This window comes from Streptacidiphilus sp. MAP12-33 (genome assembly GCF_041261265.1).
Taxonomy (GTDB): Bacteria; Actinomycetota; Actinomycetes; order Streptomycetales; family Streptomycetaceae; genus Streptacidiphilus.
On sequence record NZ_JBGCCA010000001.1, the window covers coordinates 468686 to 490193 of the forward strand.

The 21508-nt window shown below is 73.5% G+C and carries 20 protein-coding genes and 1 tRNA gene; 16 read left to right on the plus strand and 5 right to left on the minus strand.

The window, feature by feature from the left end; translation table 11 throughout:
- Positions 1 to 50 precede the first annotated feature (50 nt).
- Complete coding sequence (locus tag ABH931_RS02190) at positions 51 to 917, plus strand: metal-dependent hydrolase (protein WP_370109259.1); 867 nt, start codon at positions 51 to 53, stop codon at positions 915 to 917.
- Here the strand turns inward: ABH931_RS02190 and soxR are convergent.
- Entirely contained in the window at positions 914 to 1375 is a 462-nt protein-coding gene (gene soxR, locus ABH931_RS02195; RefSeq protein ID WP_370109261.1) for a redox-sensitive transcriptional activator SoxR, read from the minus strand. The two genes, ABH931_RS02190 and soxR, sit on opposite strands and share 4 nt — an antisense overlap.
- Positions 1376 to 1479: 104 nt before the next feature.
- On the opposite strand from soxR, the gene ABH931_RS02200 reads away from it, so the two are divergent.
- Positions 1480 to 2451 carry a zinc-binding dehydrogenase gene (locus ABH931_RS02200; RefSeq protein WP_370109263.1) on the plus strand — a complete coding sequence of 324 codons (972 nt, stop codon included), beginning with the start codon at positions 1480 to 1482 and terminating at the stop codon, positions 2449 to 2451.
- A 15-nt stretch (positions 2452 to 2466) separates the two neighbouring features.
- On the opposite strand, the gene dcd is transcribed toward ABH931_RS02200, so the two are convergent.
- Together dcd and ABH931_RS02210 are read right to left on the minus strand one after the other, a co-directional pair.
- Positions 2467 to 3042, minus strand: a complete 576-nt coding sequence (gene dcd / locus ABH931_RS02205) for a dCTP deaminase (RefSeq protein WP_370109265.1) — start codon at positions 3040 to 3042, stop codon at positions 2467 to 2469.
- Positions 3043 to 3125: 83 nt separating this feature from the next.
- Positions 3126 to 3344: a hypothetical protein gene (locus ABH931_RS02210; RefSeq protein WP_370109266.1), complete on the minus strand. Its 219-nt coding sequence runs from the start codon at positions 3342 to 3344 to the stop codon at positions 3126 to 3128.
- A gap of 201 nt (positions 3345 to 3545) precedes the next feature.
- Here ABH931_RS02210 and ABH931_RS02215 point away from each other — a divergent pair.
- From ABH931_RS02215 to ABH931_RS02255, 9 genes are all read left to right on the plus strand, one after another.
- Positions 3546 to 3619: transfer RNA gene (locus tag ABH931_RS02215), tRNA-Gly, on the plus strand.
- Positions 3620 to 3827: 208 nt separating this feature from the next.
- Positions 3828 to 4160 carry an ArsR/SmtB family transcription factor gene (locus tag ABH931_RS02220; RefSeq protein WP_370109471.1) on the plus strand — a complete coding sequence of 111 codons (333 nt, stop codon included), beginning with the start codon at positions 3828 to 3830 and terminating at the stop codon, positions 4158 to 4160.
- Positions 4144 to 6861, plus strand: a complete 2718-nt coding sequence (locus ABH931_RS02225; protein ID WP_370109268.1) for an HAD-IC family P-type ATPase — start codon at positions 4144 to 4146, stop codon at positions 6859 to 6861. The genes ABH931_RS02220 and ABH931_RS02225 overlap by 17 nt, the downstream gene beginning before the upstream one ends.
- A 122-nt stretch (positions 6862 to 6983) precedes the next feature.
- Positions 6984 to 8651: an LCP family protein gene (locus ABH931_RS02230; protein WP_370109269.1), complete on the plus strand. Its 1668-nt coding sequence runs from the start codon at positions 6984 to 6986 to the stop codon at positions 8649 to 8651.
- 213 nt (positions 8652 to 8864) lie between these two features.
- Positions 8865 to 9668 (plus strand): ATP-binding cassette domain-containing protein, encoded by an 804-nt coding sequence (locus tag ABH931_RS02235; RefSeq protein WP_370109271.1) that lies wholly within the window; start codon positions 8865 to 8867, stop codon positions 9666 to 9668.
- A complete protein-coding gene (locus ABH931_RS02240; RefSeq protein WP_370109273.1) occupies positions 9668 to 10315 on the plus strand; it encodes an ABC transporter in 648 nt (215 codons plus the stop codon). Before ABH931_RS02235 ends, ABH931_RS02240 begins: the two co-directional genes overlap by 1 nt.
- A 229-nt stretch (positions 10316 to 10544) precedes the next feature.
- Positions 10545 to 11492 (plus strand): hypothetical protein, encoded by a 948-nt coding sequence (locus tag ABH931_RS02245; protein WP_370109275.1) that lies wholly within the window; start codon positions 10545 to 10547, stop codon positions 11490 to 11492.
- A complete protein-coding gene (locus tag ABH931_RS02250; RefSeq protein WP_370109276.1) occupies positions 11485 to 12144 on the plus strand; it encodes a class F sortase in 660 nt (219 codons plus the stop codon). Before ABH931_RS02245 ends, ABH931_RS02250 begins: the two co-directional genes overlap by 8 nt.
- Before the next feature lie 190 nt (positions 12145 to 12334).
- Positions 12335 to 13702 (plus strand): S8 family serine peptidase, encoded by a 1368-nt coding sequence (locus ABH931_RS02255; protein WP_370109278.1) that lies wholly within the window; start codon positions 12335 to 12337, stop codon positions 13700 to 13702.
- Between the two features lie 117 nt (positions 13703 to 13819).
- On the opposite strand, the gene ABH931_RS02260 is transcribed toward ABH931_RS02255, so the two are convergent.
- A complete protein-coding gene (locus tag ABH931_RS02260; RefSeq protein WP_370109280.1) occupies positions 13820 to 14695 on the minus strand; it encodes an NAD-dependent epimerase/dehydratase family protein in 876 nt (291 codons plus the stop codon).
- Between the two features lie 62 nt (positions 14696 to 14757).
- Between ABH931_RS02260 and ABH931_RS02265 the strand changes: the two genes are divergently transcribed.
- The 3 genes from ABH931_RS02265 (at position 14758) to ABH931_RS02275 (ending at position 17453) form a co-directional block, all read left to right on the plus strand.
- Positions 14758 to 15402: a DedA family protein gene (locus ABH931_RS02265; RefSeq protein ID WP_370109282.1), complete on the plus strand. Its 645-nt coding sequence runs from the start codon at positions 14758 to 14760 to the stop codon at positions 15400 to 15402.
- A 62-nt stretch (positions 15403 to 15464) separates the two neighbouring features.
- Positions 15465 to 15770: a hypothetical protein gene (locus tag ABH931_RS02270; RefSeq protein WP_370109284.1), complete on the plus strand. Its 306-nt coding sequence runs from the start codon at positions 15465 to 15467 to the stop codon at positions 15768 to 15770.
- 159 nt (positions 15771 to 15929) lie between these two features.
- Positions 15930 to 17453 (plus strand): hypothetical protein, encoded by a 1524-nt coding sequence (locus ABH931_RS02275; protein WP_370109286.1) that lies wholly within the window; start codon positions 15930 to 15932, stop codon positions 17451 to 17453.
- A 37-nt stretch (positions 17454 to 17490) separates the two neighbouring features.
- Here the strand turns inward: ABH931_RS02275 and ABH931_RS02280 are convergent, their stop codons facing one another.
- Positions 17491 to 17931 carry a hypothetical protein gene (locus ABH931_RS02280; protein ID WP_370109288.1) on the minus strand — a complete coding sequence of 147 codons (441 nt, stop codon included), beginning with the start codon at positions 17929 to 17931 and terminating at the stop codon, positions 17491 to 17493.
- 238 nt (positions 17932 to 18169) lie between these two features.
- Here ABH931_RS02280 and ABH931_RS02285 point away from each other — a divergent pair, with 238 nt between their 5' ends.
- Both ABH931_RS02285 and ABH931_RS02290 read left to right on the plus strand, forming a co-directional pair.
- Positions 18170 to 20770, plus strand: coding sequence for an ATP-binding protein (locus ABH931_RS02285; protein WP_370109289.1), 2601 nt, complete (start codon positions 18170 to 18172; stop codon positions 20768 to 20770).
- On the plus strand, positions 20767 to 21453 hold the full coding sequence (locus ABH931_RS02290; RefSeq protein WP_370109291.1) for a response regulator: 687 nt from the start codon (positions 20767 to 20769) through the stop codon (positions 21451 to 21453). Before ABH931_RS02285 ends, ABH931_RS02290 begins: the two co-directional genes overlap by 4 nt.
- The last annotated feature ends 55 nt before the right edge of the window (positions 21454 to 21508 follow it).

The window sequence follows — 21508 nt, forward strand, 5'->3', positions numbered from 1 at the left end:
CCTCACGAAGGACCCCAGTACCCCCGTCGACCGTGCAACGGAGCCCGCTCATGACCGCGCCGTCCCTTCCCGACGCCTCCACCCAGGTGACCTTCCCCGCCGGAGGCGTCGCGGACCGGTCCACGGTCGTGGCCTCCCTGCCGCTGCCCGACGGCCGCCACGGCGTGGTCGTCGCGCGGACGCCGTTCCACCCGCTCGACCACACCTGGCCGGACCAGCCGGCCGACACCGGCACGCTGGGCGGTCAGGCGGTGCTCGACTGCGTCACCGGCGGGGTCGGCCCGGAGGGCGAGTTCGCGCTCGGCGCGGACATCCCGGTGCGCCGCGGCGACGCCGAGTGGGCCTGGCTGGTCGTCCACGTCGTCGCCGAGCCGGTCGCGGTCGGGGAGGAGGTCGAGCTGCTCGTCGACGCCGACCGCCGCGCGGCGCTCAGCGCCTCCCACACCGGGTGCCACCTGCTGGCGCTCGCCCTGAACGCGGCGCTGGCGCCGCGCTGGCGCAAGGACCCGGGCCGCAGCGACTCGCACGGCAACCCGGACTTCGACTCCCTCGCGATGGACACCTCGCGGATGGACACGGCCGCGAGCTACGACGTCTACCGGATCGGCAAGTCGCTGCGGAAGAAGGGCTTCACCGCCGACGAGCTGGCCGCCGACCTCCCGGCGATCACGGACGCGGTCAACTCCCGCCTCGCGGCCTGGGTCGCCGCGGACTCCGCGGTACGCGTCGAGGCCCCGGGGCCGGAGCTCACCGCGCGCCGCGAGTGGCACGCCGAGCTGCCCGAGGGCCACGCCTCGATCTTCTGCGGCGGCACCCACCTGCACCACCTCGGCGAGCTCGCCGCCCTCACCGCCGAGCTGCGCCTCTCCGAGGACGGCAGCGAGCTGACGGTCACCACCAGCCCGAAGCGCGCCTAGGGCCTGGCCGCGGGGCTTTCCAGCAGACGGCGGGGGCCGGGGCCGTTGCGGCCGAGTTCGTCGCCGGGGTTCGACAGGCGGCAGGTCCGCAAGGACAGGCAGCCACAGCCGATGCAGCCGTCGAGGTTGTCGCGCAACCGCTCGAGTTGCTCGATCCGGCTGCTCAGCCGTTCGCGCCACGTCGCCGACAGGCGCGTCCAGTCCGCCTTGGTGGGGGTGCGTTCCTGCGGCAGCGAGGCGAGCGCCGCGGCGATCTCGGCCAGCGGGATGCCCAGGTTCTGCGAAGCCTTGACGAACGCCACCCTGCGCAGCGCGTCCCGCCGGTACCGGCGCTGGTTTCCGGCCGTCCGGCGGCTGGAGATCAGGCCCTTGGTCTCGTAGAAGTGCAGGGCGGACACCGCGACGCCGCTGCGGGCCGCGAGTTCCCCGACGGTGAGTTCCGCGGTCCGGATGATCATGCCCGGAAGCGTCCCATGGTCCGGCGGTTGACCTCAACTTCGGTTGAGGTTGAAGAATCCGTGGTGTCGAAGAGGTCGTCATCCGGACAGGGGGAGTGATCAGCATGCGGACGGTGCAGGCGGTGCGTTTCGGGGGCCCGGAGGTACTGGTGCCGGGCGAGGCGCCGGAGCCGGTCGTCGGACCGGGACAGGTGATGGTCCAGGTGTCCGTGGTGGGCATCACGTTCGTCGAGACCCGGATCCGCCGTGGCGTCGACCCGTGGCATGCCAAACCCGACCTGCCGTACGTGCCGGGCGGCAGGGTGGCCGGCCGGGTGAGTGCGATCGGGGAGGGGGTGGAGCCGAGCTGGATCGGTCGGCTCGTGCTGGCGGACGCCGGGGCGACGGGTGCCTTCGCCGAGTGGGTGGCGGCGGATGCGGAGAGCCTGATCCGGGTACCCGAGGGGCTGGGCCTGCGCGAGGCCGCGGCCCTGCACTCGGACGGCAGCACCGCGACCGGCCTGGTCGAGGGGGCCCGGATCGCTGCCGGGGAGTGGGTGCTGGTCGAGGCGGCGGCCGGCGGTGTCGGCAGCCTGCTGGTTCAGTTGGCGCGGGCGGCCGGGGCCAGGGTCGTCGGGATGGCCCGCGGGGCGCGGAAACTCGACGTGATCCGTGGTCTGGGGGCCGAGGCCGCGGTCGACTACTCCGCACCGGACTGGACCGAACAGGTCCTGCGGGCGACCGGCGGCGCCGGTGCCGACGTCGTGTTCGACGGCGTGGGCGGGGAGATCGGCCGGACCGCGTTCGAACTGACGGCCCGCCACGGCCGGTTCTCCGTACACGGAGCCGCCAGCGGTGAACTGACGGTGATCGAGCCCGCGGAAGCGCAGAAGCGCGGGGTCGAGGTGATCGGGATCGAGCAGCTCTACGGGTTCCGGCCGAGGATGCACCGGTGGGCCGAGCAGGTCATGGCGGAGGCGGTCGCCGGCCGGGTCCGGCCGGTCATCGGACAGACCTTCCCGCTGGAGCGCGCCGCGGACGCGCACGCCGCGATCGAGGGCCGAACCGCGCTGGGCAAGACCCTGCTCCTGATCTGACGGATCCGGCCGTGCTCAGATCTTGGTCCGGTGGAAGTTCATGTACGACCGGGACGGCGTCGGACCACGCTGGCCGAGGTAGCGCGAACCGTAGCGCTCGGACCCGTAGGGGAACTCGGCCGGCGAGGTCAGCCGGAACATGCACAGTTGCCCGATCTTCATGCCCGGGTAGAGCTTGATCGGCAGGGTCGCCACGTTCGAGAGCTCCAGCGTCACGTGGCCGCTGAAGCCAGGGTCGATGAAGCCGGCGGTGGAGTGCGTCAGCAGGCCGAGCCGGCCCAGGCTGGACTTGCCCTCCAGGCGGGAGGCGATGTCGGTCGGCAGGGTCACCACCTCGTAGGTGGAGGCCAGCGCGAACTCACCCGGATGCAGGATGAACGGGTCGTCCCCGTCCGGCTCGACGAGCCGGGTCAGGTCGGGCTGCTCGACCGCGGGGTCGATGTGGGGGTACTTGTGGTTCTCGAAGACCCGGAAGAACCGGTCGAGGCGCACGTCGATGCTTGACGGCTGGATCATCTCCGGGTCGAAGGGGTCGATGCCCACGCGACCGGATTCGATCTCGTTCCGGATGTCCTTGTCTGAGAGCAGCACGGGTCGAGACTACGTGCATGGCAGGACCCCCGCCCAATCCGGCACGGGGGTCCTCGTCCTCATCCGGTTCCGCACACTCCGCGTTACGCGAGGGGGGCCACAGCCTCCCGGCGCAGCGCCTGCGTGATCTGCTCCGTCGACAGCACCGCCAGATCCGCAGGCACGGCACTCCGCAGCCGTGCGCACTGGGGACACCGCATCAACCGGCCGGGGCCGATCCGTGCGGGCCGCAGATTCTGAAGCGGGAAACTCGCGGTGCTGAACAGGTGCCCTTCGGCACAACGGACGACAGTGCGCTCCATTGCATCCTCTCCCCAACGCCGTAGGCCAGCGCAGCCACATTAGGGGATCTTCCGGACATACCGCCCACAGGCTCGCCGACCCGGCTACCGGCCATCCGGGCGTCACAGTACGCCCACGGCGCTCAGGGACACCACCGCTGCACGTGGGGCGGGTGATGGGGTAGAGTGAGGATGGATCGGCCGTCTCTGACGGGTGATCAGGCGGGCGTAGTTTAATGGTAGAACATGAGCTTCCCAAGCTTAGAGCGCGAGTTCGATTCTCGTCGCCCGCTCCAGCAGTAAAGGCCCAGGTCAGGGACATGATCCCCACCTGGGCCTTTGTCGTCCCAGGTGGGCTGTCGGCTCCCTGAGGCATCCAAGTCGAAGTCCCCGCGCCACAGTTCGGCCGTCCCCTTCGGGCGCGGAGCCTCGCGGGCTCTTCCGGTTGTCTACCCTGGTGGCCCGCCCGGGCGAGACAAGGGGAGGCCCACGTTGAGCGAGCTGATGCCGGACGCGGCGGACCTTGCGCCGGAGGTGGTGGAGCGGATGGCCTCCGGGTTCGCGCTGCTCTCGTCGCCGATACGGCTGCGCATGGTGTGGCTGCTGGCCGCCGGGGAGAGCGACGTGTCGGCGCTCGCCGCGCGGGTGGGGGCGGCGCTTCCGGCGGTGAGCCAGCATCTGGCGAAGCTCAAGCTTGGTGGGTTGGTCAGGTCCCGGCGTGAGGGCCGCCGGCAGATCTACTTCCTGGACGAGGAGTACGCCAAGGCCTTCGTGCGTCTGGCGGCGAGCCAGTTGCACGCGGCGGGTGGAGGGGTCCCGTATGCGCGGGTCGGCTGAGCTCCCGCTCCGTGCCGTCGCGGCGGACGACGCGGGCGGGGCCGAGGCAGCCGGCGGCGAGGCGGAGATCGGGGCGGCGGCAGCGCCGGAGTTCGCCGCGATGGGCGAGTTGCGGGCGCTGCGCAGGCTCGGGGCGGGCCCCCGGGGGCTGGTGGAGGCGGAGGCCGACCGCCGGCTGTTCGCCGGGGGCGAGAACCTGCTGCCGCCGCAGCTGCCGCGCCGCTGGACGCGGTGGGCCGCGACGGCGCTCGGCGACCCGTACACCGTGACGTTGATGCTGCTGGCCGGTGTGACCGCGATCGCCGGGGCGTTGACGAGCACGGTGGTCCTGCTCGTGCTGACCTGCGCGGCGGCGGTGCTGCGGTTCGTCGGCGAGCGCTCGGCCGACCGCGGGTCCGGCGCCGTGGCGCCGGACGCCAGGGAGGGGACCGCGACCGTCGTGCGGCGCGCGCACGAGGGGGCCCGGCCGGTGGCCAGGGAGCTGCCGTTCGACCTCTTCGTGCCCGGCGACACGGTGCGGCTCGCCGCCGGGGACCAGTTGCCGGCCGACGTGCTGCTGCTCTCGTCGAAGGGCCTGGCGCTGGACCAGTCGGTGCTGACCGGTGAGACGCTGCCGGTGCCCAGGCACGCCGCCGGCCTGGTGGCAGGGAGTGTGCGGCGGGGCACGGACCGGCGGACCGCCGCGGTCGAGGATCCGCGTCTGTGCCTGCGTGGCAGCCGCGTGGTCCAGGGGACCGCGACCGGTGTCGTGGTCGCCACGGGCGTGCGGACCCACCTCGCGGACCAGGCGCGGCCACGCGTTCCTTCCGGCCGTGCCACGGTCTTCGACGGCGCGGCCCGCTCGGTCGCCCGGCTGCTGCTGGCCGGGACGGTGTTCTCGGCCGTCGCCGCCGTGGGCGTCGAGGTCGCCGTGAACGGCGGCGGCTGGCCGCTGCTGCCCTATGCCGCCGCGGTCGCCGTGGGATTGACCCCGGAGATGCTGGCCCTGGTGGTGACGACGGTCCTGGCCCGCGCCGCGCGGCGGCTGCGCGGTGCGGGCGTCGCCGTGCGGCGGCTCAGCGCGGTCCACGACCTCGGCTCGCTGGACGTGCTGTGCGCGGACAAGACCGGCACGCTCACCAGGGACCGGCTACGGCTCGTCACCGCCGTCGACGCGGAGGGGGACGAGCGGCCGGAGGTGGCGCACTGGGCCGCGCTGGCGAGTCTGATGGCGATGGACCTGGGCGACCCGCCCCTGCTCGACGCGGTGGACGAGGCCCTGCTGGACCAGGCCTTCGCCGACGATCCGGAGTTCGGCGCGCGCACGACCGGCCTTGCCGTCGTCCCGTTCGATCCGGTCCAGCGGCTGGCCGGCGCCGTCGTCCGCGAGCCCGGGCGGCTCGGGTGCCGCACGGTGATCGTCAAGGGCGCGGTGGAGGAGGTGCTGGCGCGCTGCTCGCACGAGCGACTCGGCGCCGAGACGGGGGAGACGGGGGAGGCGCCGCTGGACGACCGACGCCGTGAGCGGGTCGTCGCTCTGGCCGACGCCCGGGCCGAGGCCGGGCTGCGGGTGCTGGCCGTGGCCGTGCGGGACCTCCCCGCGCGGGGCGGGGACGTGCCGGGGGTGCTCCCGCGGTCTGGGCTGACGCTGCTCGGCCTGGTCGGGCTGGAGGAGGAGGCCGAACCGGGAGCCCTGCGGGCGCTGGCCGACCTCGCGGCCGACGGCGTCGTGGTGAAGATCGTGACCGGCGACCGGCCCGGCAGCGCCCTGCGCGCCTGCCGGGCCGCCGGGTTGGCTCCGGGCGTGCCGCTGCTGGGGCGGGAGGTCGACGTGATGGACGAGGAGGCGCTGCGCCGGGCGGCCGGGTCGACCACCGTCTTCGCCCTGGCGAGCCCGGCCCACAAGGCCCGCATCGTCCGGGCGCTGCGCGCGAGCGGTCATCGGGTGGGCTTCCTCGGTGACGGTGCCAACGACCTGCCCGCTCTGCACGCCGCGGACGTGAGCCTCAGCGTGCCGCAGGCCCTGGAGGCACCGCGCAGCCGCTCCGACCTGGTGCTCACCGCGGCGGGCCCGGCCGGGCTCGGGGAGGCGGTCCGGGCCGCCCGCAACGCGCTCGCGAACATGAGCACCTACGTGCGGATCACCGTGGCCTCGAACCTCGGCAACGTCCTGTCCATGCTGGTGGCCGGGCTCTGGCTGCCGTTCCTGCCCATGCTCCCCTCCCAGGTCCTGGTCCAGAACCTGTGCTTCGACGCGGCGCAGCTCTCGCTTGCCTTCGACCGGCCGACCACCCCGGGCGGGACGCGGCCCGCGGTCCTCGACGGCCGGGGCCTGGCCCGGTTCGTGGTGGTGTTCGGCGTGGTGAACACCTTTGCGGACCTGCTCGTCTTCGCGGTCCTGCACCGTCTCGGGCACGGCTGGAACGCGCCGCGGGCCCAGCTCCTGTTCCACTCCGGGTGGTTCACCGAGAACCTGGTCACCCAGGCGCTCACCGTGCACGTCCTGCGCACCGCGGCCGGGGGCGTGCGGGCACCCGCGGCGTGGCCGGTGCGCTGGGCCAACCTCGGTCTGGTCGCCGTCGGTGTCCTGCTCCCGCTCAGCCCGTTGGGGGAGCCGCTCGGGCTGGGGGCCCTGCCGTTCGCGTTCTACCCGCTGCTCGGTGCGGTCCTGGTGGTCTACGGCGCGGCGCTGGTGGCGGTCCGCCGCCTCTTCCGCGCGTGACAGCGGAGCTCCCGGCATTCCACTTCCCCAGGTTCAGTTGCTAGATTGCGCAACCATGCAACTGGCGGGGGGCTCATCGGCGTCTCAAGGGTGCCACCTGCCGCCGAGTGAAGGAAGTGACGATGACCGCGGACCTGGAGGGCGCCATGTCCGGCACCCGCCGTGCCCGGCGCGAGGACGCGCCGCGCGGCCCGGTAGGCCCGGGAGGCCCGGGAGGCCCGGGAGGGCGCCGACCGCGTGGTCGCGGCCGTCGCGTCGCCAAGGTCACCGGCATCGTCCTGGCCGTACTGGTGCTGATCACCGCCGGTGCGGGCGCGTGGCTCTACAACAAGCTCAGCGGGAACATCAACTCGGTCTCGCTCGGCAGTGACAGCGCCTCCAAGCTGGGCAGCGAGAAGCCGGACGCGTTCGGGCGGACCCCCATCGACATGGTGGTCCTGGGCACGGACGCGCGGAACACGCAGGAGGACTGCAACCTCGGCGGCGACTGCAACATCGGCGGCGGCTACGGCAACGCGGACGTGGAGATGGTGGTCCACATATCCGCCGACCGCTCCAACGCCACGGTGATGAGCATCCCGCGCGACACCATGGTCCACGTCCCGGCCTGCACCGACCCCAAGGACCCCAAGAACACCACCCAGGGCTACTACGGGATGGTCAACAGCGCGCTGGGCTACGGGCCGCTGTGCCAGATGCAGACCATCCACCAGCTCACCGGCATCCCGCTGAGCCACTTCATGATGGTCAGCTTCTCCGGCGTGGTCAGCATGTCCGACGCCGTCGGCGGTGTGCAGGTCTGCGTCGACAACAACGTGTACGACACCTACTCCCACCTGAAGCTCGCCAAGGGCGACCACACCCTCAAGGGCGTCGCCGCCCTGGAGTTCGTGCGTTCGCGGCACGCCTTCGGTGACGGCAGCGACCTGGGCCGGACCTACGCGCAGCACATGTTCCTGTCCTCGCTGATGCGCAAGATGAAGAGTGCCGGAACGCTCACCGACCCCGGCGCGCTCTACAACCTCGCGAACTCCGCGACGAAGGCGCTCACCGTCGACAGCAGCCTCGGCAGTGTCGGGTCGCTGCTCGGCCTGGCCGCGGACGTGGCCAAGGTCCCGACCAGCCGGATCACCTTCACCACGATGCAGACCGCGCCGGATCCCAGCAACCCCGACCGCGTCGTCCCCGCCACCAGCGCGCAGGCGCTGTTCGCCGCCATCGCCAACGACCAGCCCCTCAGCGAGGGCGCCGCCGGCACCACCAAGCCGTCCGCCGCTCCGAGCACCGCCGCCCCCGCCCAGCCGGGCGTCCCGGCGGCCGACGTCTCCGTCCACGTGGAGAACGGCAGCGGCGTCACGGGCCGCGCGGGCGAGCTCGCCGCCGCCCTCACCCGCAAGGGCTTCGGCAGCGGCACCAGCGCGTCCAACGCCCCGACGCAGACCGCCACCACGACGCTGCGCTACCCCGCAGGGGACCAGGCCAAGGCCCAGACCGTGGCCTCCGCCCTCGGCATCCCCGCCGCCCACCTCTCCGAGAGCTCCGCCGTCAGCCGGGTCACCCTCGTCATCGGCAGCGACTGGACCAGCGGCGTCACCTACCCGGGCGGCGGCGGGAAGCCGGCACCCGTCAGCACGCACGCGGCGCTGTCCGACTCGCACGCCGAGACCGCCGACCAGGGCAACACCTGCGCGCCGGTCAGCACCTTCCGCACGGTCGAGCTCAACGGCGTGTCCATGACCCCGAGTCAGGCCTACGCCCGCGCCACGGACGTTCCCGACTCCGCCCCCTGACCGTCGCCCGCCGCCCCGAGAGGAGACGACGCTGGACCACCCGGAACTGCCGGACGGCCGTCTCCGTCTGGCTGCGGTGATCGCCGAGATCGAGGGCCTGTACAGCGCGTTCCTCCGCGCTCGCGGGCAGAGCTGTCCGCGACGCTGCTCGAGGGGCCGCCGAGCGTGCGGATCCTCACGGGGAGCGAACAGCCCCTCGCCTAGCCTGGGCGGGTGCGACTCGACGGGGTGGGCAAGCGGTACGGGCCGCGTGGGCCGTGGGTACTGCGCGAGGTGGGGCTCACGGTGGAGCGCGGCGCGCTGGTGCGGGCCGTGGGTGGGAACGGCAGCGGGAAGTCGACGCTGCTGCGTGTCCTCGCCGGTGTGGCACGGCCGACGCGCGGACGGATCGTCGACGGGTACGCCCGGCGCGCCTACGTGCCGGAGCGGTTCCCCGCGGAGCTGCCGTTCACCGCGCGCGACTACCTGTGCCACCTCGGGCGGCTGCACGGTGCCGAGGACCCGCGGGTGGAGGAACTGCTGGAGCGCCTCGGCGCGACCGGCTTCGCCGGCCGGCCGCTGCGGGAGCTCTCCAAGGGGAGCTGCCAGAAGGTGGCCGTCGCTCAGGCGCTGCTCGGTGAGCCGGAGTTGCTCGTGCTGGACGAGGCCTGGACCGGCCTCGACCAGGCCGCGCGGCAGACCCTGGACGAGGAGGTCGGGCAGCGGCTCGCCCGTGGCACGGCGGTCGTCTTCGTCGACCACGATCCGGCGAGGCTGGCCGGCCGGGCGGATGCGCACTGGTGCGTCGCCGAGGGCCGCGTGCGCGTGGACCGGGATGCGAGGTCCTATGACGCGGAGACGGTGGTGATCACGGTCACCGGAGTGCCGGCAGCCCGGCTCCAAGTCCTGAGCGGGGTGACGGAGGCCGCCGAACTCGGCGACGGAGCCCTGCGGTTGCGCGTGGCGGCCGGGGCGTCGGACGCGCTGCTGCGGGCCGTTCTCGCCCAACCCGGTGCCCATGTCCGCGAGGTTCGCTGATGAGCCGTCAAGTCCTGCGTTACTACGCCGCACTGGCGCTGCGTTCGCAGCGCCGGCTGCCGCCGCTGCTCTGCTGCGCGTTCCTGCTGCTGGCCGGCCGGGTCGGCGGGCAGCAGTACGGGGATTCGCTCGGGTGGTGCGCGGCGGTGCTGGTGCCCGTCTGCGGCTGGCTGACCCGGGCCGTGCTGTCGGCCGAGCCGGAGGCCGCCGCGGCGGTGGTGGCCGCGGCGGCGGGTGCCCGAGCGGCCCGGGCCGCGGCGCTGGCCGTGGGGCTCGGCGGCGGGCTGGTGCTGGGCGCCGCCGGGGCCGCGTTCGAGGTGGCGGCCTCGTCGGCGCCGGTGGGCCCGCACGCGCCGATCGGGACGGTCGTGGCGGACGGGCTGGTGGCGGTCCTCGTCGGCGTGCTGGCAGGGACGGCGGTCGGTGCGCTGCCGGTGCGCGGTCGGGCGGCCGGGACGCTGACGTTGACGGCGCTCTCGCTCGGGCTGCTGGTGGCATCCGTCTCCCCGGTCAACGCGGCGGTCCGGCAGACGTTCACTTCCTCACGGACGGACGCGGCGGCGTCGCTGCCGTGGCTCGCCCTGCTGGAGGCCTGCGCGCTGCTCGTCCTCTGCGGGGCCGCCGCCGTCCGCGTCGAGCGCTGCTGACACGCGTCAGCGTCCGGGACCAAAGTCACTGGTTCCGAGACGGGCTGCCCCGGCGCGGTGAGCCGGGGACGAGGGAGCGGTGCAGGTCAATGGGCATGTGAAGGCTGATGGGACTTTCGCCCCGAGGGTGATTCAGGGCGAAAACGGGTGAAACCGAACGCCCGGTGCCGGGCTTCCTAGCTGGCGTGTCCGGGAGACGAACTCCCGGTCCTGCTAGGAGGTTCACCCCATGCGCAAGGCACTCATCGTTCCCGCGATCGCGCTCGCCGCGACGACCGCCGTCGCCGCCCCGACGGTCGCCTTCGCGGCCGACGCCACCACCCCGGCCTCCGCCGGCGCGAGCGCGAGCCCGGGCACCGGTGCCGGCGACGACGCCCAGCCCCAGCACGGCCGCGTCGAGCTGGCCCTCTCCGCGTCCAGTGGAAAGGCCGGGGACCAGGTGCAGGTCACCGTCACGACCGACGCGAAGGTACGCGGCGTCAGCGTCTCCTCGAAGGCCTTCGGCGCCTTCAAGCTCGTCCAGGCCAAGGGCAAGGAGGGGGTCTGGACCGGGACCGCCACCGTCGCGAGGGCCGACGCGGGCCGGTACGGCGTGGCGGTCTGGGCCACCGGCGCGGGCAAGCCGCTCACCACGACCGGCAGCTTCACCGTCACCGCCGACAAGCCGACCCCCGCGCCGCAGGCGTCCTTCGTGCTGTCCAAGGACAACGGTGCTCCGGGCGACCGGATCGGCCTGACCGTCAAGAACGCCAAGGGCCCGGTGACCGTGGTCTCGGACGCCCTCGGCGGCACCGTGCACCTGGTGCAGGACCGCTCGGCGGCCGGTGTCTGGCACGGCGAGGCGACGGTGGCCAAGGGAGCGAAGCTCGGCTACTACGGCATCAAGGCCTACGACGGCTCCACGCTGGTCGGCACGGTCAAGTTCACCGTCACCGAGGCCCGCGGCGGCCACCACGACGGCAAGGACCCCGACCACACCAAGCCGGCCCCGCTGACCCCGAGCCGGCACAAGACCCCGACCGGCAGCGTCAACACCGGTATGGCGCCGGTGGGCGAGAGCGGTGGCGGGACCGGCGACCGGGCTGCCCTGGGCGCGGGCGCCGCGCTGGCGAGCGTCGGGCTGCTCGGGGGCGGCCGCGTGCTGCTGGGTCGCCGCAAGGGTCAGCGCAATGGCTGATCCGGGCGACCGGCGCGCCCAGGACCGTCGCGCGACCCTCGCGCGCGCGGCGGCCCTGGGGGCGGCCGTCGCCCTGGTCGCCGGCCTGGCGGTCGGCTGCGCGGGTGCGGGTGCGGGTGCGGGGCACGACGGCGCGTCAGCGGGCGCGAGCGCCGTGAACGTACGGGCGAGCTCGGCGCTCGCGCCCTCCGTGCCGGACCGGATCCGCATCCCGGCGATCAAGCTGGACGCCACGCTCGGCACCATCGGCCTCCAGTCCGACGGCACCCTGGAGACCCCACCGTTCGACCGGCCGACGCAGGCCGACTGGTACCGCCAGGGTCCGACCCCGGGCGAGCGCGGGGCGGCGGTCATCGCCGGGCACATGGACACCCCGCAGGTGCCGCAGGCCGTCTTCTTCCGGCTGAAGGACCTGAAGAAGGACCAGCGGATCGAGATCACCCGGGACGACGGCACGACCGCCGTTTTCTCGGTCGACGCCGTGGACACCTTCAAGAAGGACGCGTTTCCCTCGGGGAAGGTCTACGGCCCCGTGAACGACGCCGAGCTCCGGCTGATCACCTGTGGCGGCAGCCTGACCGCCGACCGACACTGGGACTCCAACGTCGTGGTCTTCGCGCACCTGACGGGGGAGGCCACGGACGGGCGCTGACGATCACGCAGGGCTTCCACCCCGATGCGGGGTTACAACCCCCGATCGGGGGGTGGCGCGAGTCAAATACTTGCGCGAGCATCGTTCGCACTGTCGCGGCTGTGCCGCGCGCGGGGGGCGTAGGGGTGACGTGGTGGTCTGGTTTTCCTCCCGTGTTCGCGTGCACGCCATTGTGAGCTTGAGGAGAACCATGGCTCGTTCCAACGCACGCTCTCGCTCCCTCCGTGCGGCCGCCGGCATCACCGCGAGTGCGGCCGCTGTGCTGGCCTTCTCGGCGGGTGCGCCCGGCTCGGCCGTCGCCGCGGGGACGTCGGCCGCGCTGCCGAAGCCGGTCCCGGCCTCTCAGGGAAACGTGCTGGCCAAGGGGATGACGTCGGTTCTGCCGACGAGCGTCTGCCTTAGCAAGATCCACATTCGCTGCTACACCCCGCTCCAGTACCGCAAGGCCTACAACCTGGCCCCGCTCTACAAGTCGGGCGTCAACGGCAAGGGCCGCACCATCGTCATCGTCGACTCCTTCGGCTCGCCGACGATCCAGAAGGACCTCAACACCTTCGACGCGGCCTTCGGCCTGCCCGGCACCAAGGTCGACGTCCGCAAGTGGGGCAGCAACTGGTCCTGGACCGGCACCTCCGACCAGCTCGGCTGGGCCGGTGAGACCACCCTCGACGTCGAGTACGCGCACGCGATAGCCCCCGACGCGAAGATCGTCCTGGTCGAGACCGGCGTGGCCGAGACCGAGGGCACCACCGGCTTCCCGGAGATGATGGCGGCCGAGAAGTACGCCGTCGACCACCACTGGGGCGACGTCATCTCCCAGAGCTTCGGCGCCACCGAGAACACCTTCACCGACTACGCCACCGGCGCCCAGTCCCTGAAGGCCCTGCGCTTCGCCTTCGTCGACGCCTACCGCAAGGGCATCACCGTCCTCGGCGCCTCCGGCGACCAGGGCGCGACCGACGCCACCACGGCCGGCCCGCTCTACACCAAGCGAGTCAACTCCTGGCCGTCCTCCGACCCGCTGGTCACCTCCGTCGGCGGCACCCAGCTGACGCTGAACGACAACGGTGTCCGCACCGCGGCCGACAAGGTCTGGAACGACGGCTACGGCGCGGGCGGCGGCGGCATCTCCGGCGTCTTCGGTCGGCCGTTCTACCAGAACGGTGTCAGCAAGGCCACGGGCGCGCACCGCGGCACCCCGGACATCAGCATGAGCGCGGCGGTCAACGGCGCGGCCTGGACCTACTCGTCCTACGACCCGAACCCGAAGAACGACGGCTGGGGCCTGACCGGCGGCACCAGCGAGGCGACCCCGATCTTCGCGGGCATCGTCGCGCTGGCCGACCAGAAGGCCGGTCACGACCTCGGTCTGATCAACCCCAAGCTGTACTTCATGGGCGAGCGCAACGCGACCCGTGACGGCATCGTGGACGTGACCACCGGCAACAACTCCTACAGCGGGGTCACCGGCTACAACGCCACCAAGGGCTACGACCTGGCCTCCGGCTGGGGCACCATCAACGCGACGCTCTTCGTCGACGCGCTCGCGCGGCGGTAACGAGGACGTCCGTCCCGACTGACGGGGCGCGAGGGTGACCACAGACCCCTCGCGCCCCGTCCTTTTTGTCGTCCCTCTGCCGCGGAGTCTCCCTCTGCCCCCTCTGCCCGCGCGGCGTCAGCGCAGCTGGTCGGCGAAGCCGGTGCGCCAGGTGGGCCGAGCCGGGGCCCAACCGAGGGCGCGGGCCCGCGCGTTCGAGGCCCCGCGCTCCCACCGGGCGGGCGGCGCGCCGGACGGGGCCGGCGCGGGCGCGCCGAGGGCTGAGGCCAGCACCGGCAGCCACGCCGCGGCGGGCGCGGGCTCGTCGTCCACGATGTTCACCGGCCCGGCGGGCCACTCCAGCGCCGTGAGGACGGCCCCGGCCGCGTCGTCCACGTGCACGAACGAGGCGACTCCCGCGTTCGCGGTCAGCCCCGCGAGGTACGGCCCGCCGTCCTCCCCGCGCAGCGCGGCGGCGACCGGGCCGCCCGGCGCGTACCAGGTGCCCGGTCCGTAGAGCAGCCCGTTGCGCAGGACGACGGCCTCGGGCAGCTCGCCCGCGATCCGCTCCAGCTCCGCGACGGCCCCGACCATCGCGTCGCGGGGCGCGGGAGCGTCCAGGTCCAGCGGCTCCGCCTCGGTGGCCGGGCCCTCTCCGCCGCCGTACACCCAGCTGATCGACTGCGCGACGATCCGCGTCACGCCGGCCGCGCGGGCGGCGTCCACGAGGTTGCGCGTGCCGAGGCGGCGCAGCCGCGAGTTCGCGGCGCCGTCGGCGGCGGACAGGTCCGTCAGCTGGTGCAGCACGGCGTCGGGCCGCGCCGCGAGGACGGCGTCCCGCAGCGCGGGCGCGTCGAGCGCGTCGAGGCGGACGGGCTCCGCCCCCGTCTCCCGCACGCGCCGCGCGCCGGCCTCGCTCCGCGACGTCCCCACGACCTCGTGCCCGGCCGCCACGAGCATGGGCACCAGCCGCCGCCCGACCGCCCCACCGGCCCCCGCCAGAAAGATCTTCACAGGCTGCACTCTCCCCGCGTCCCTGAGCTGAGGCAACTGGCTCATGGCGCAGACTGGCCCGTATGGGAGCGATCACCAACTGGCTGGCCGGGCTGTCCGGGCCCGTCGTGTACGCGGTTGTGGGCGCGCTGGTCTTCTGCGAGGACGCGATCTTCGTCGGTTTCGTGCTGCCGGGCGAGACCGCCGCCGTCCTCGGTGGGGTGCTGGCGAACCAGGGGCACGTGTCGTACTGGGCCGTCGCGCTGGTGGTCGTCCTCGCCGCCATCGCCGGCGACAGCGTCGGATACGAGATCGGCAACCACTTCGGTGACCGGATCCTCGACATCCGGCCGCTGCGTCGGCACCGCAAGCGGCTGGGCGAGGCCCAGGACATGATCCGGGACCGCGGCGCCGCCGCGGTCTTCTTCGGGCGCTTCATCGCCTTCTTCCGGGCGGTGATGCCCGCGCTCGCCGGTATCTCGAAGATGCCGTACCGGCGGTTCCTCCTCTTCAACGCGCTGGGCGGCATCACCTGGGGGATCGGCTTCACGCTGCTCGGCTACCTGGCCGGGCAGGCGTACCAGCGGGTGGAGAAGCAGGCGGGGCAGATCGTCGCCGTCGTCATCGCGGTGATCGTCGTACTGGTCGTCGGGGTCTGGGCGTGGCGGCGCCACCGGCGGGAGAACGCCGAGGAGAGCGGGGAGGGCGGCACCGGCGGCAAGGAGTAGCGGCTCGCGGACGGGCTTATCGTGGTAGGTGAGGGGAGTCTCCGGCGGCCCGGGAGGCCAGGATGACCACGCGGCACCACTACCACCTCGACCTCGACGGCCACTCCGTCTCGCTCGACCTGCGCACCGGCTTCACCTGGCGCACCGAGGACATCGTCCTCCTCGTCGACGGCAAGGAGGTCGGCTACCACCACCAGCGCGGCACCGGCACGACCGTGCTGGAGGCGGAACTGCCCGGCGAGCCCGCGAGGCCGCTGAGCGTGCGGATCGACCACCCCCACCACGGTGGCCACCGCCCGCACACCCCCGTCTGCACGCTGATGATCGAAGGACGCCGGCTGCCGATGCCGGAGAGCGTGCTCGCGTGACGCTCCCCCGAGCCGTCCCGGTGCCGCCAACAAGTCGTCAAGAACCGGCGTTCGAGCGCTAAGAGCGCGTCAGGACGCCGCTGGGTCACGCCACCCCGCAGCAGAGTTGAGCCCCGAGGCCGAGAGGCCCGACGACACGGGGAAGAGGGCTCGGCGGGGATGACGACGGTCGTGGCACCGGAGCGGCAGCGGGTTCAGGGGGAGAGGCCGGGAGCAGGCGGTCCGCAGCCGGGCGTGCCCGGCCGGCCGCACGGGCGGGGCCGCCCCCACCTGCCGGGACGGCTGCAGGGGCCGGGTCGCCTGCACGTGCCCGGGCGGCTGCGCTGGGGCGCGGCCGGGTGCGCGGTGCTCGCGATGCTGCTGGGCGGGCTGCTGGCCGGGGTCTCGACGGGCGCGCAGGGCAGCTGGAACCGGATCACCCAGCACGAGGCGCCGCAGGTCACCGACGCCGGCGCGCTCTACCAGTCACTCACCGACCTGGACGCCCAGGCGGCGAACCAGCTGATGTTCGGCGACGACCCGAAGCTCGCGACGAACCTCGCCACCGCGCGGCAGCTCTACGCCAAGGACCGCACCGACGCCGACAGGGACCTGCAGCAGGCCACCCTCGACGCGTCCGGCAACGCCCCCGCCCAGGTCGCGCTGGCGAAGATCCTCGACGGGATGGGCAGCTACCAGGACCTCGCGGCCCGCGCGCTGGAGCTCGACACCCACGCGAACGCCGCGGCCGGCCACCCCGACCCGGCCGCGCTGGCCGACTACCGCCAGGCCACGGACCTGATGCGGCAGCAGCTGCTCCCGGCGGCGCACTCGCTGGTCGTCGCCAACGACCAGGCCTTCGAGCTCAGCTCCACCGACGAGCACGGCGCGCTCGCCACCGCGGCTATCTGGCTGACCCTGCTCGGCGGCGGCCTGTTGCTGGCCCTGGTCGCCCTTCAGGTGTGGCTCGCGGTCCGCTTCCGGCGCCTGGTCAACCCGGCGCTGGCGGCGGCGAGCGTGCTGACGGTGGTGCTGCTGTCGACGGCGGGCTCGTTCCTCGGCGCGGAGGGCCAGGACCTCACCACGGCCCGCAAGGACGCGTACGACTCCGTCGTCGCCCTCACCCAGGCCCGCGCGACCGTCTCCGACTCGAACGCGGCCGAGAGCCGCTACGTCCTCGACGCGGGCCGCCGCGACCAGTACGAACACGACTTCGAGACCGACACCGACCAGGTCCTCTCCCTGAACGGCGCGGAACTCGGCGCCTACGACACCGCGCTCGCCCCGGCGGTGGCGGCGGTCCGCGCGGACCCGTCGGACATCCGCTTCGGCGGGGAGTACGGGCGCGAGTTCCACAACATCACCTTCGCCGGGGAGGGCGCGGCGGCGCTGAGGACGCTCGTCGCGTTCCAGGCGTACCAGGCAGACGACCGGAGGATCCGCGCGATGGTCGCCGCCGGCCAGCTGGAGCAGGCGATCGCCTACTGCACGAGCCTCGCCCCGGGCGGCTCGAACGCGGACTTCAACGCGCACGACGCTGCGCTCCAGACGTTGATCGGGATCAACGAGCGGGCGTACACGGACGCCTCCACGGCGGGCGCGGGGCGCGCGGACTCGGCGCTGTGGCTGCAACTGGGCTGCGTGGCGGGCGTTCTGCTCCTGCTGGGCGCGGGCGTGGCTCCGCGCCTGCGCGAGTTCCGCTGACGATCGCCTTCGCTCCCGGTGGGAGCGAACGGTCGCGTCAGTGGGCCAGGGCGACGCCGCGGCCGGGGGTGTGGTGGTAGAAGCCGAGGCGGGTGAGCAGGCTCGGGCGGGAGGCCGGGGCGAAGATCTCGTCCGTCGGGGCGGAGGCCTCGGAGGCGACCGCCTCCGCCAGGCTCTCGGCGCGGACGGTGACCGGCCGCACCGCGGCCGGCAGCTCCTCCGTTGCCAGCGTGCCGGTCACGACCTCGTCGAGCTTCGCGCAGGCGCGCTGCTCCCAGGAGTGGGCAAGCTCGGGGCAGGGACGGGTGCGGTAGAGCAACTCGCCGCCCGCGGGGGACCAGGCCAGGACCGGGACCAGGACCGCGCCCTTGCGGCGCGCCTCCGCCGCGGCCCGGCGCAGCTGCGCGCGGCCCTTCGCGGAGTCGCGGACACCGACGATGACACGGGGGGTCACTGCTGCGGTGGCGGTCTCGGACATGAGGTATCGGTTCTCTCCGTGAATCCCAGGCTCTGGGCGCCTTGGTGCCTTCAGATTAGCAAGCTTTCCGGCAGATTCGCATCAGTTTTAACGAGATCAATGCACTGTTCACCTAAGGATCGACGGAAGTCCCCCGTTGGGGGCCGAAGGTCCCGCGTCAAGATTGCGTATGGGGACCGCCACACAGTGGTACGCCCCGGCGCCGTCCGGCCAAGGTGGACCGGTGAGGCGCGGCGCGATGGCAGGAGACACCGGTGCGGGCCGGGGCAGGCTGAAGGTCTTCCTCGGGTCGGCCCCGGGGGTCGGCAAGACGTACAAGATGCTGGACGAGGCCCACCGCAGGGCGGAGCGCGGCCAGGACGTGGTGGTCGGCTACGTCGAGTGCCACCGGCGGGCCCACACCGAGGAGCGGGTGGGCGGTCTGGAGGTGCTGCCGCGGGCGCACCGCGAGTACCGCGGGGCGCGCTTCGACGAGCTGGACGTGGACGCGGTGCTGGACCGGCGGCCGGAGGTCGTCCTGGTCGACGAGCTCGCCCACACCAACGTCCCCGGCGGCCGGCACACCAAGCGCTGGCAGGACGTCCAGGAGCTGCTGGACGCCGGGATCGACGTGCTGACCACCGTCAACGTGCAGCATCTGGAGTCGCTCAACGACGTCGTCCAGAAGATCACCGGTGTGCCGCAGCGCGAGACCGTGCCCGACGACATGGTCCGCCGCGCCGACCAGATCGAGCTGGTCGACATGGCCCCCGAGGGCCTGCGCCGCCGGATGGCCCACGGCAACGTCTACGCGGCCGAGAAGGTCGACGCGGCGCTGTCCAACTACTTCCGCGTCGGCAACCTCACCGCGCTGCGCGAGCTCGCCCTGCTCTGGCTGGCCGGGCGCGTGGACGAGGGCCTGCGCCGGTACCGGGCCGAGCACGAGATCCACAAGGTGTGGGAGACCCGCGAGACCGTCGTGGTCGCCCTGACCGGCGGACCGGAGGGCGAGACGCTGGTGCGCCGGGCCGCCCGGATCGCGGACCGCGCGGGCAGCGGCGCACTGCTGGCCGTGCACGTCGCCCGCAGCGACGGCCTCGCCGACGCCGATCCGGCGGCGCTCGCCGCGCAGCGGCAGCTGGTCGAGTCGCTCGGCGGCAGTTACCACTCCGTCGTCGGCGACGACGTGCCGAACGCCCTGCTCGACTTCGCCCGCGCCGCCAACGCCACCCAGCTGGTCCTCGGGACCAGCCGCCGGGGCGTGCTGCGCCGCGCGCTGACCGGCGGCCGCGGCATCGGCGAGACGACGATCGAGCTCTCCGGCGACATCGACGTCCACATGGTCACCCACGAGGAGTCCGGTCGCGGCACCCACCTGCCGGACGGCCTCGGCGGCAGGCGCCGCCGCAGCCGGGCGGGCCTGCGGCGGTGGGCGGGCCTCGCCTGCGGGCTGGTCCTGCCCCTGGTGCTGACGGCGGTGCTGTGCCGGACCCGCGACACCATCAACCTGACCAGCGACACCCTGCTCTTCCTGGCGCTCGTCGTCGGCATCTCCACCCTCGGCGGACTGACCTCCGCGCTGCTCGCCTCGGTGCTGGCGTCGCTGCTGCTCAACTACTACTTCATCCCGCCGATCCACCGGTTCACCATCGCCGAGCCCAACAACGTGCTGGCGCTGGTCGTCTTCGCGCTCGTCGGCCTCGTCGTCGCCGGGATCGTCGACACCGCGACCAAACTGGCCGGCCGCGCCGCGCGCGCCACCGCCGAGGCCGAGACGCTCTCCGCGCTGGCCGGCAGCGTGCTCCGCGGCGACCAGGCCGTGCCCGCGCTGCTCGCCCGGTTGCGCGAGACCTTCGCTCTCGACCGCGTGGAGGTGGTGGAGCGCGTCGTGGCACCCGAGGAACTGGCCGACCAGCCCGGCGCGGAGGTCGTCCCCGTCGGCGCGGGTGCCTCGCTCGTGCTGCGCGGCCGCCCCCTGCCCGCCTCCGACCGCCGCGTGCTCGCGGCCTTCGCCGCGCACGTGGCCGTGGCCCTGGAACGCTCCCGGCTGGCCGAGGCGGCCGCCGAGGTGGAGCCGGTCAAGGCCGCCGACCGGCTGCGCACCGCGCTGCTCGCCGCCGTCAGCCACGACCTGCGCACCCCGCTCGCCGTGGCGCTCGCCTCCGTCTCCTCGCTGCTCAGCGACGACGTCGAGTTCAGCCCCGAGGACCAGCGCGAGCTGCTCGGTACGGCCGAGGTCTCCCTGGAGCGGCTGACCCGTCTGGTGGAGAACCTGCTCGACATGAGCCGCCTCCAGGCCGGTGCGCTCTCGCTGCAGCTTCATCCCACCGCGTTGGAGGACGTCGTCGCGACCGCGGTCGACTCGCTGGGCTCGGACACCGCGGGGGCGGCCGCGGGCGTCGTGACCCAGGGGCTGGGCGAGGGCCCAGAGGTGGTCGTCGACGGCCCGCTGCTGGAGCGCGTCGTCGCCAACCTGGTCGGCAACGCCCTGCGGCACGCCTCCGGGCAGCCGGTCCTGATCAGCGCGAGCGCGCTCGGCGAGCGCGTCGAACTGCGCGTCGTCGACCGCGGGCCCGGCCTGCCGGAGGCGGACCGGGAGCGGATCTTCCAGCCCTTCCAGCGGCTCGGCGACCACGACAACGCCACCGGAGTCGGCCTCGGCCTGGCGCTCGCGCGCGGACTGACCGAGGCGATGGGCGGCACGCTGCTGCCCGAGGACACCCCCGGCGGCGGCCTGACCATGGTGCTGTCGCTCCCGGCGGCGACGGCGCCCGAACCCGTGGAGCCCGAGCCGGAGCCGGAGCGGGAGCGGGAGCCCGAGCCGGGGGCCGAGACCCAGAGGGAGGAGGAGGTCGCATGACCCGGATCCTGGTCGTCGACGACGAGCCGCAGATGCTGAAGGCCCTGCAGATCAATCTCCGGGCCCGCGACTACACGGTCCTCACCGCGTCCGACGGCCGCAGCGCGCTCCAGGAGGCCACCCGGAACGCGCCCGACGCCGTCATTCTCGACCTCGGCCTGCCTGGGCTCGACGGCATGGAGGTCCTCCACGCCCTGCGCGCGTGGTCCTCGGCCCCCGTCATCGTCCTGTCCGGCCGCTCCGACTCCCACGAGAAGGTCGCGGCGCTGGATGCCGGGGCGGACGACTACGTCACCAAGCCCTTCGCCATGAACGAACTGCTCGCCCGTCTGCGGGCGGCCCTGCGCCGCCCCACGAGCGAGGAACCCTCGGCCGGGCCGGTGCGGATCGGTGACCACCTGGTCGACCTGGACCGCGCGGTCGTCACCCCGGGGGCGGAGGGCGTTCCGCAGGTTCGGCTGACGCCGACGGAATGGCGCATCCTGGCGGTGCTGCTGCGTCACCCGGGCCGCCTGGTGACCGGACGTCACATCCTGGAGCAGGTCTGGGGGCCCGGCCACGAGGCGAGCACCAACTACCTCCGCGTCTACTTCGCCGGCCTGCGCCGCAAGCTGGAACCGGACACGGCGCATCCCCGCCACCTGGTGACGGAGCCGGGGATGGGCTACCGCTTCGAGCCGTGAGGCGGTCGCCCTGCCCAGAGCCTCGCGCCCCTGGGCTACCGGCCCCGTGTACCGG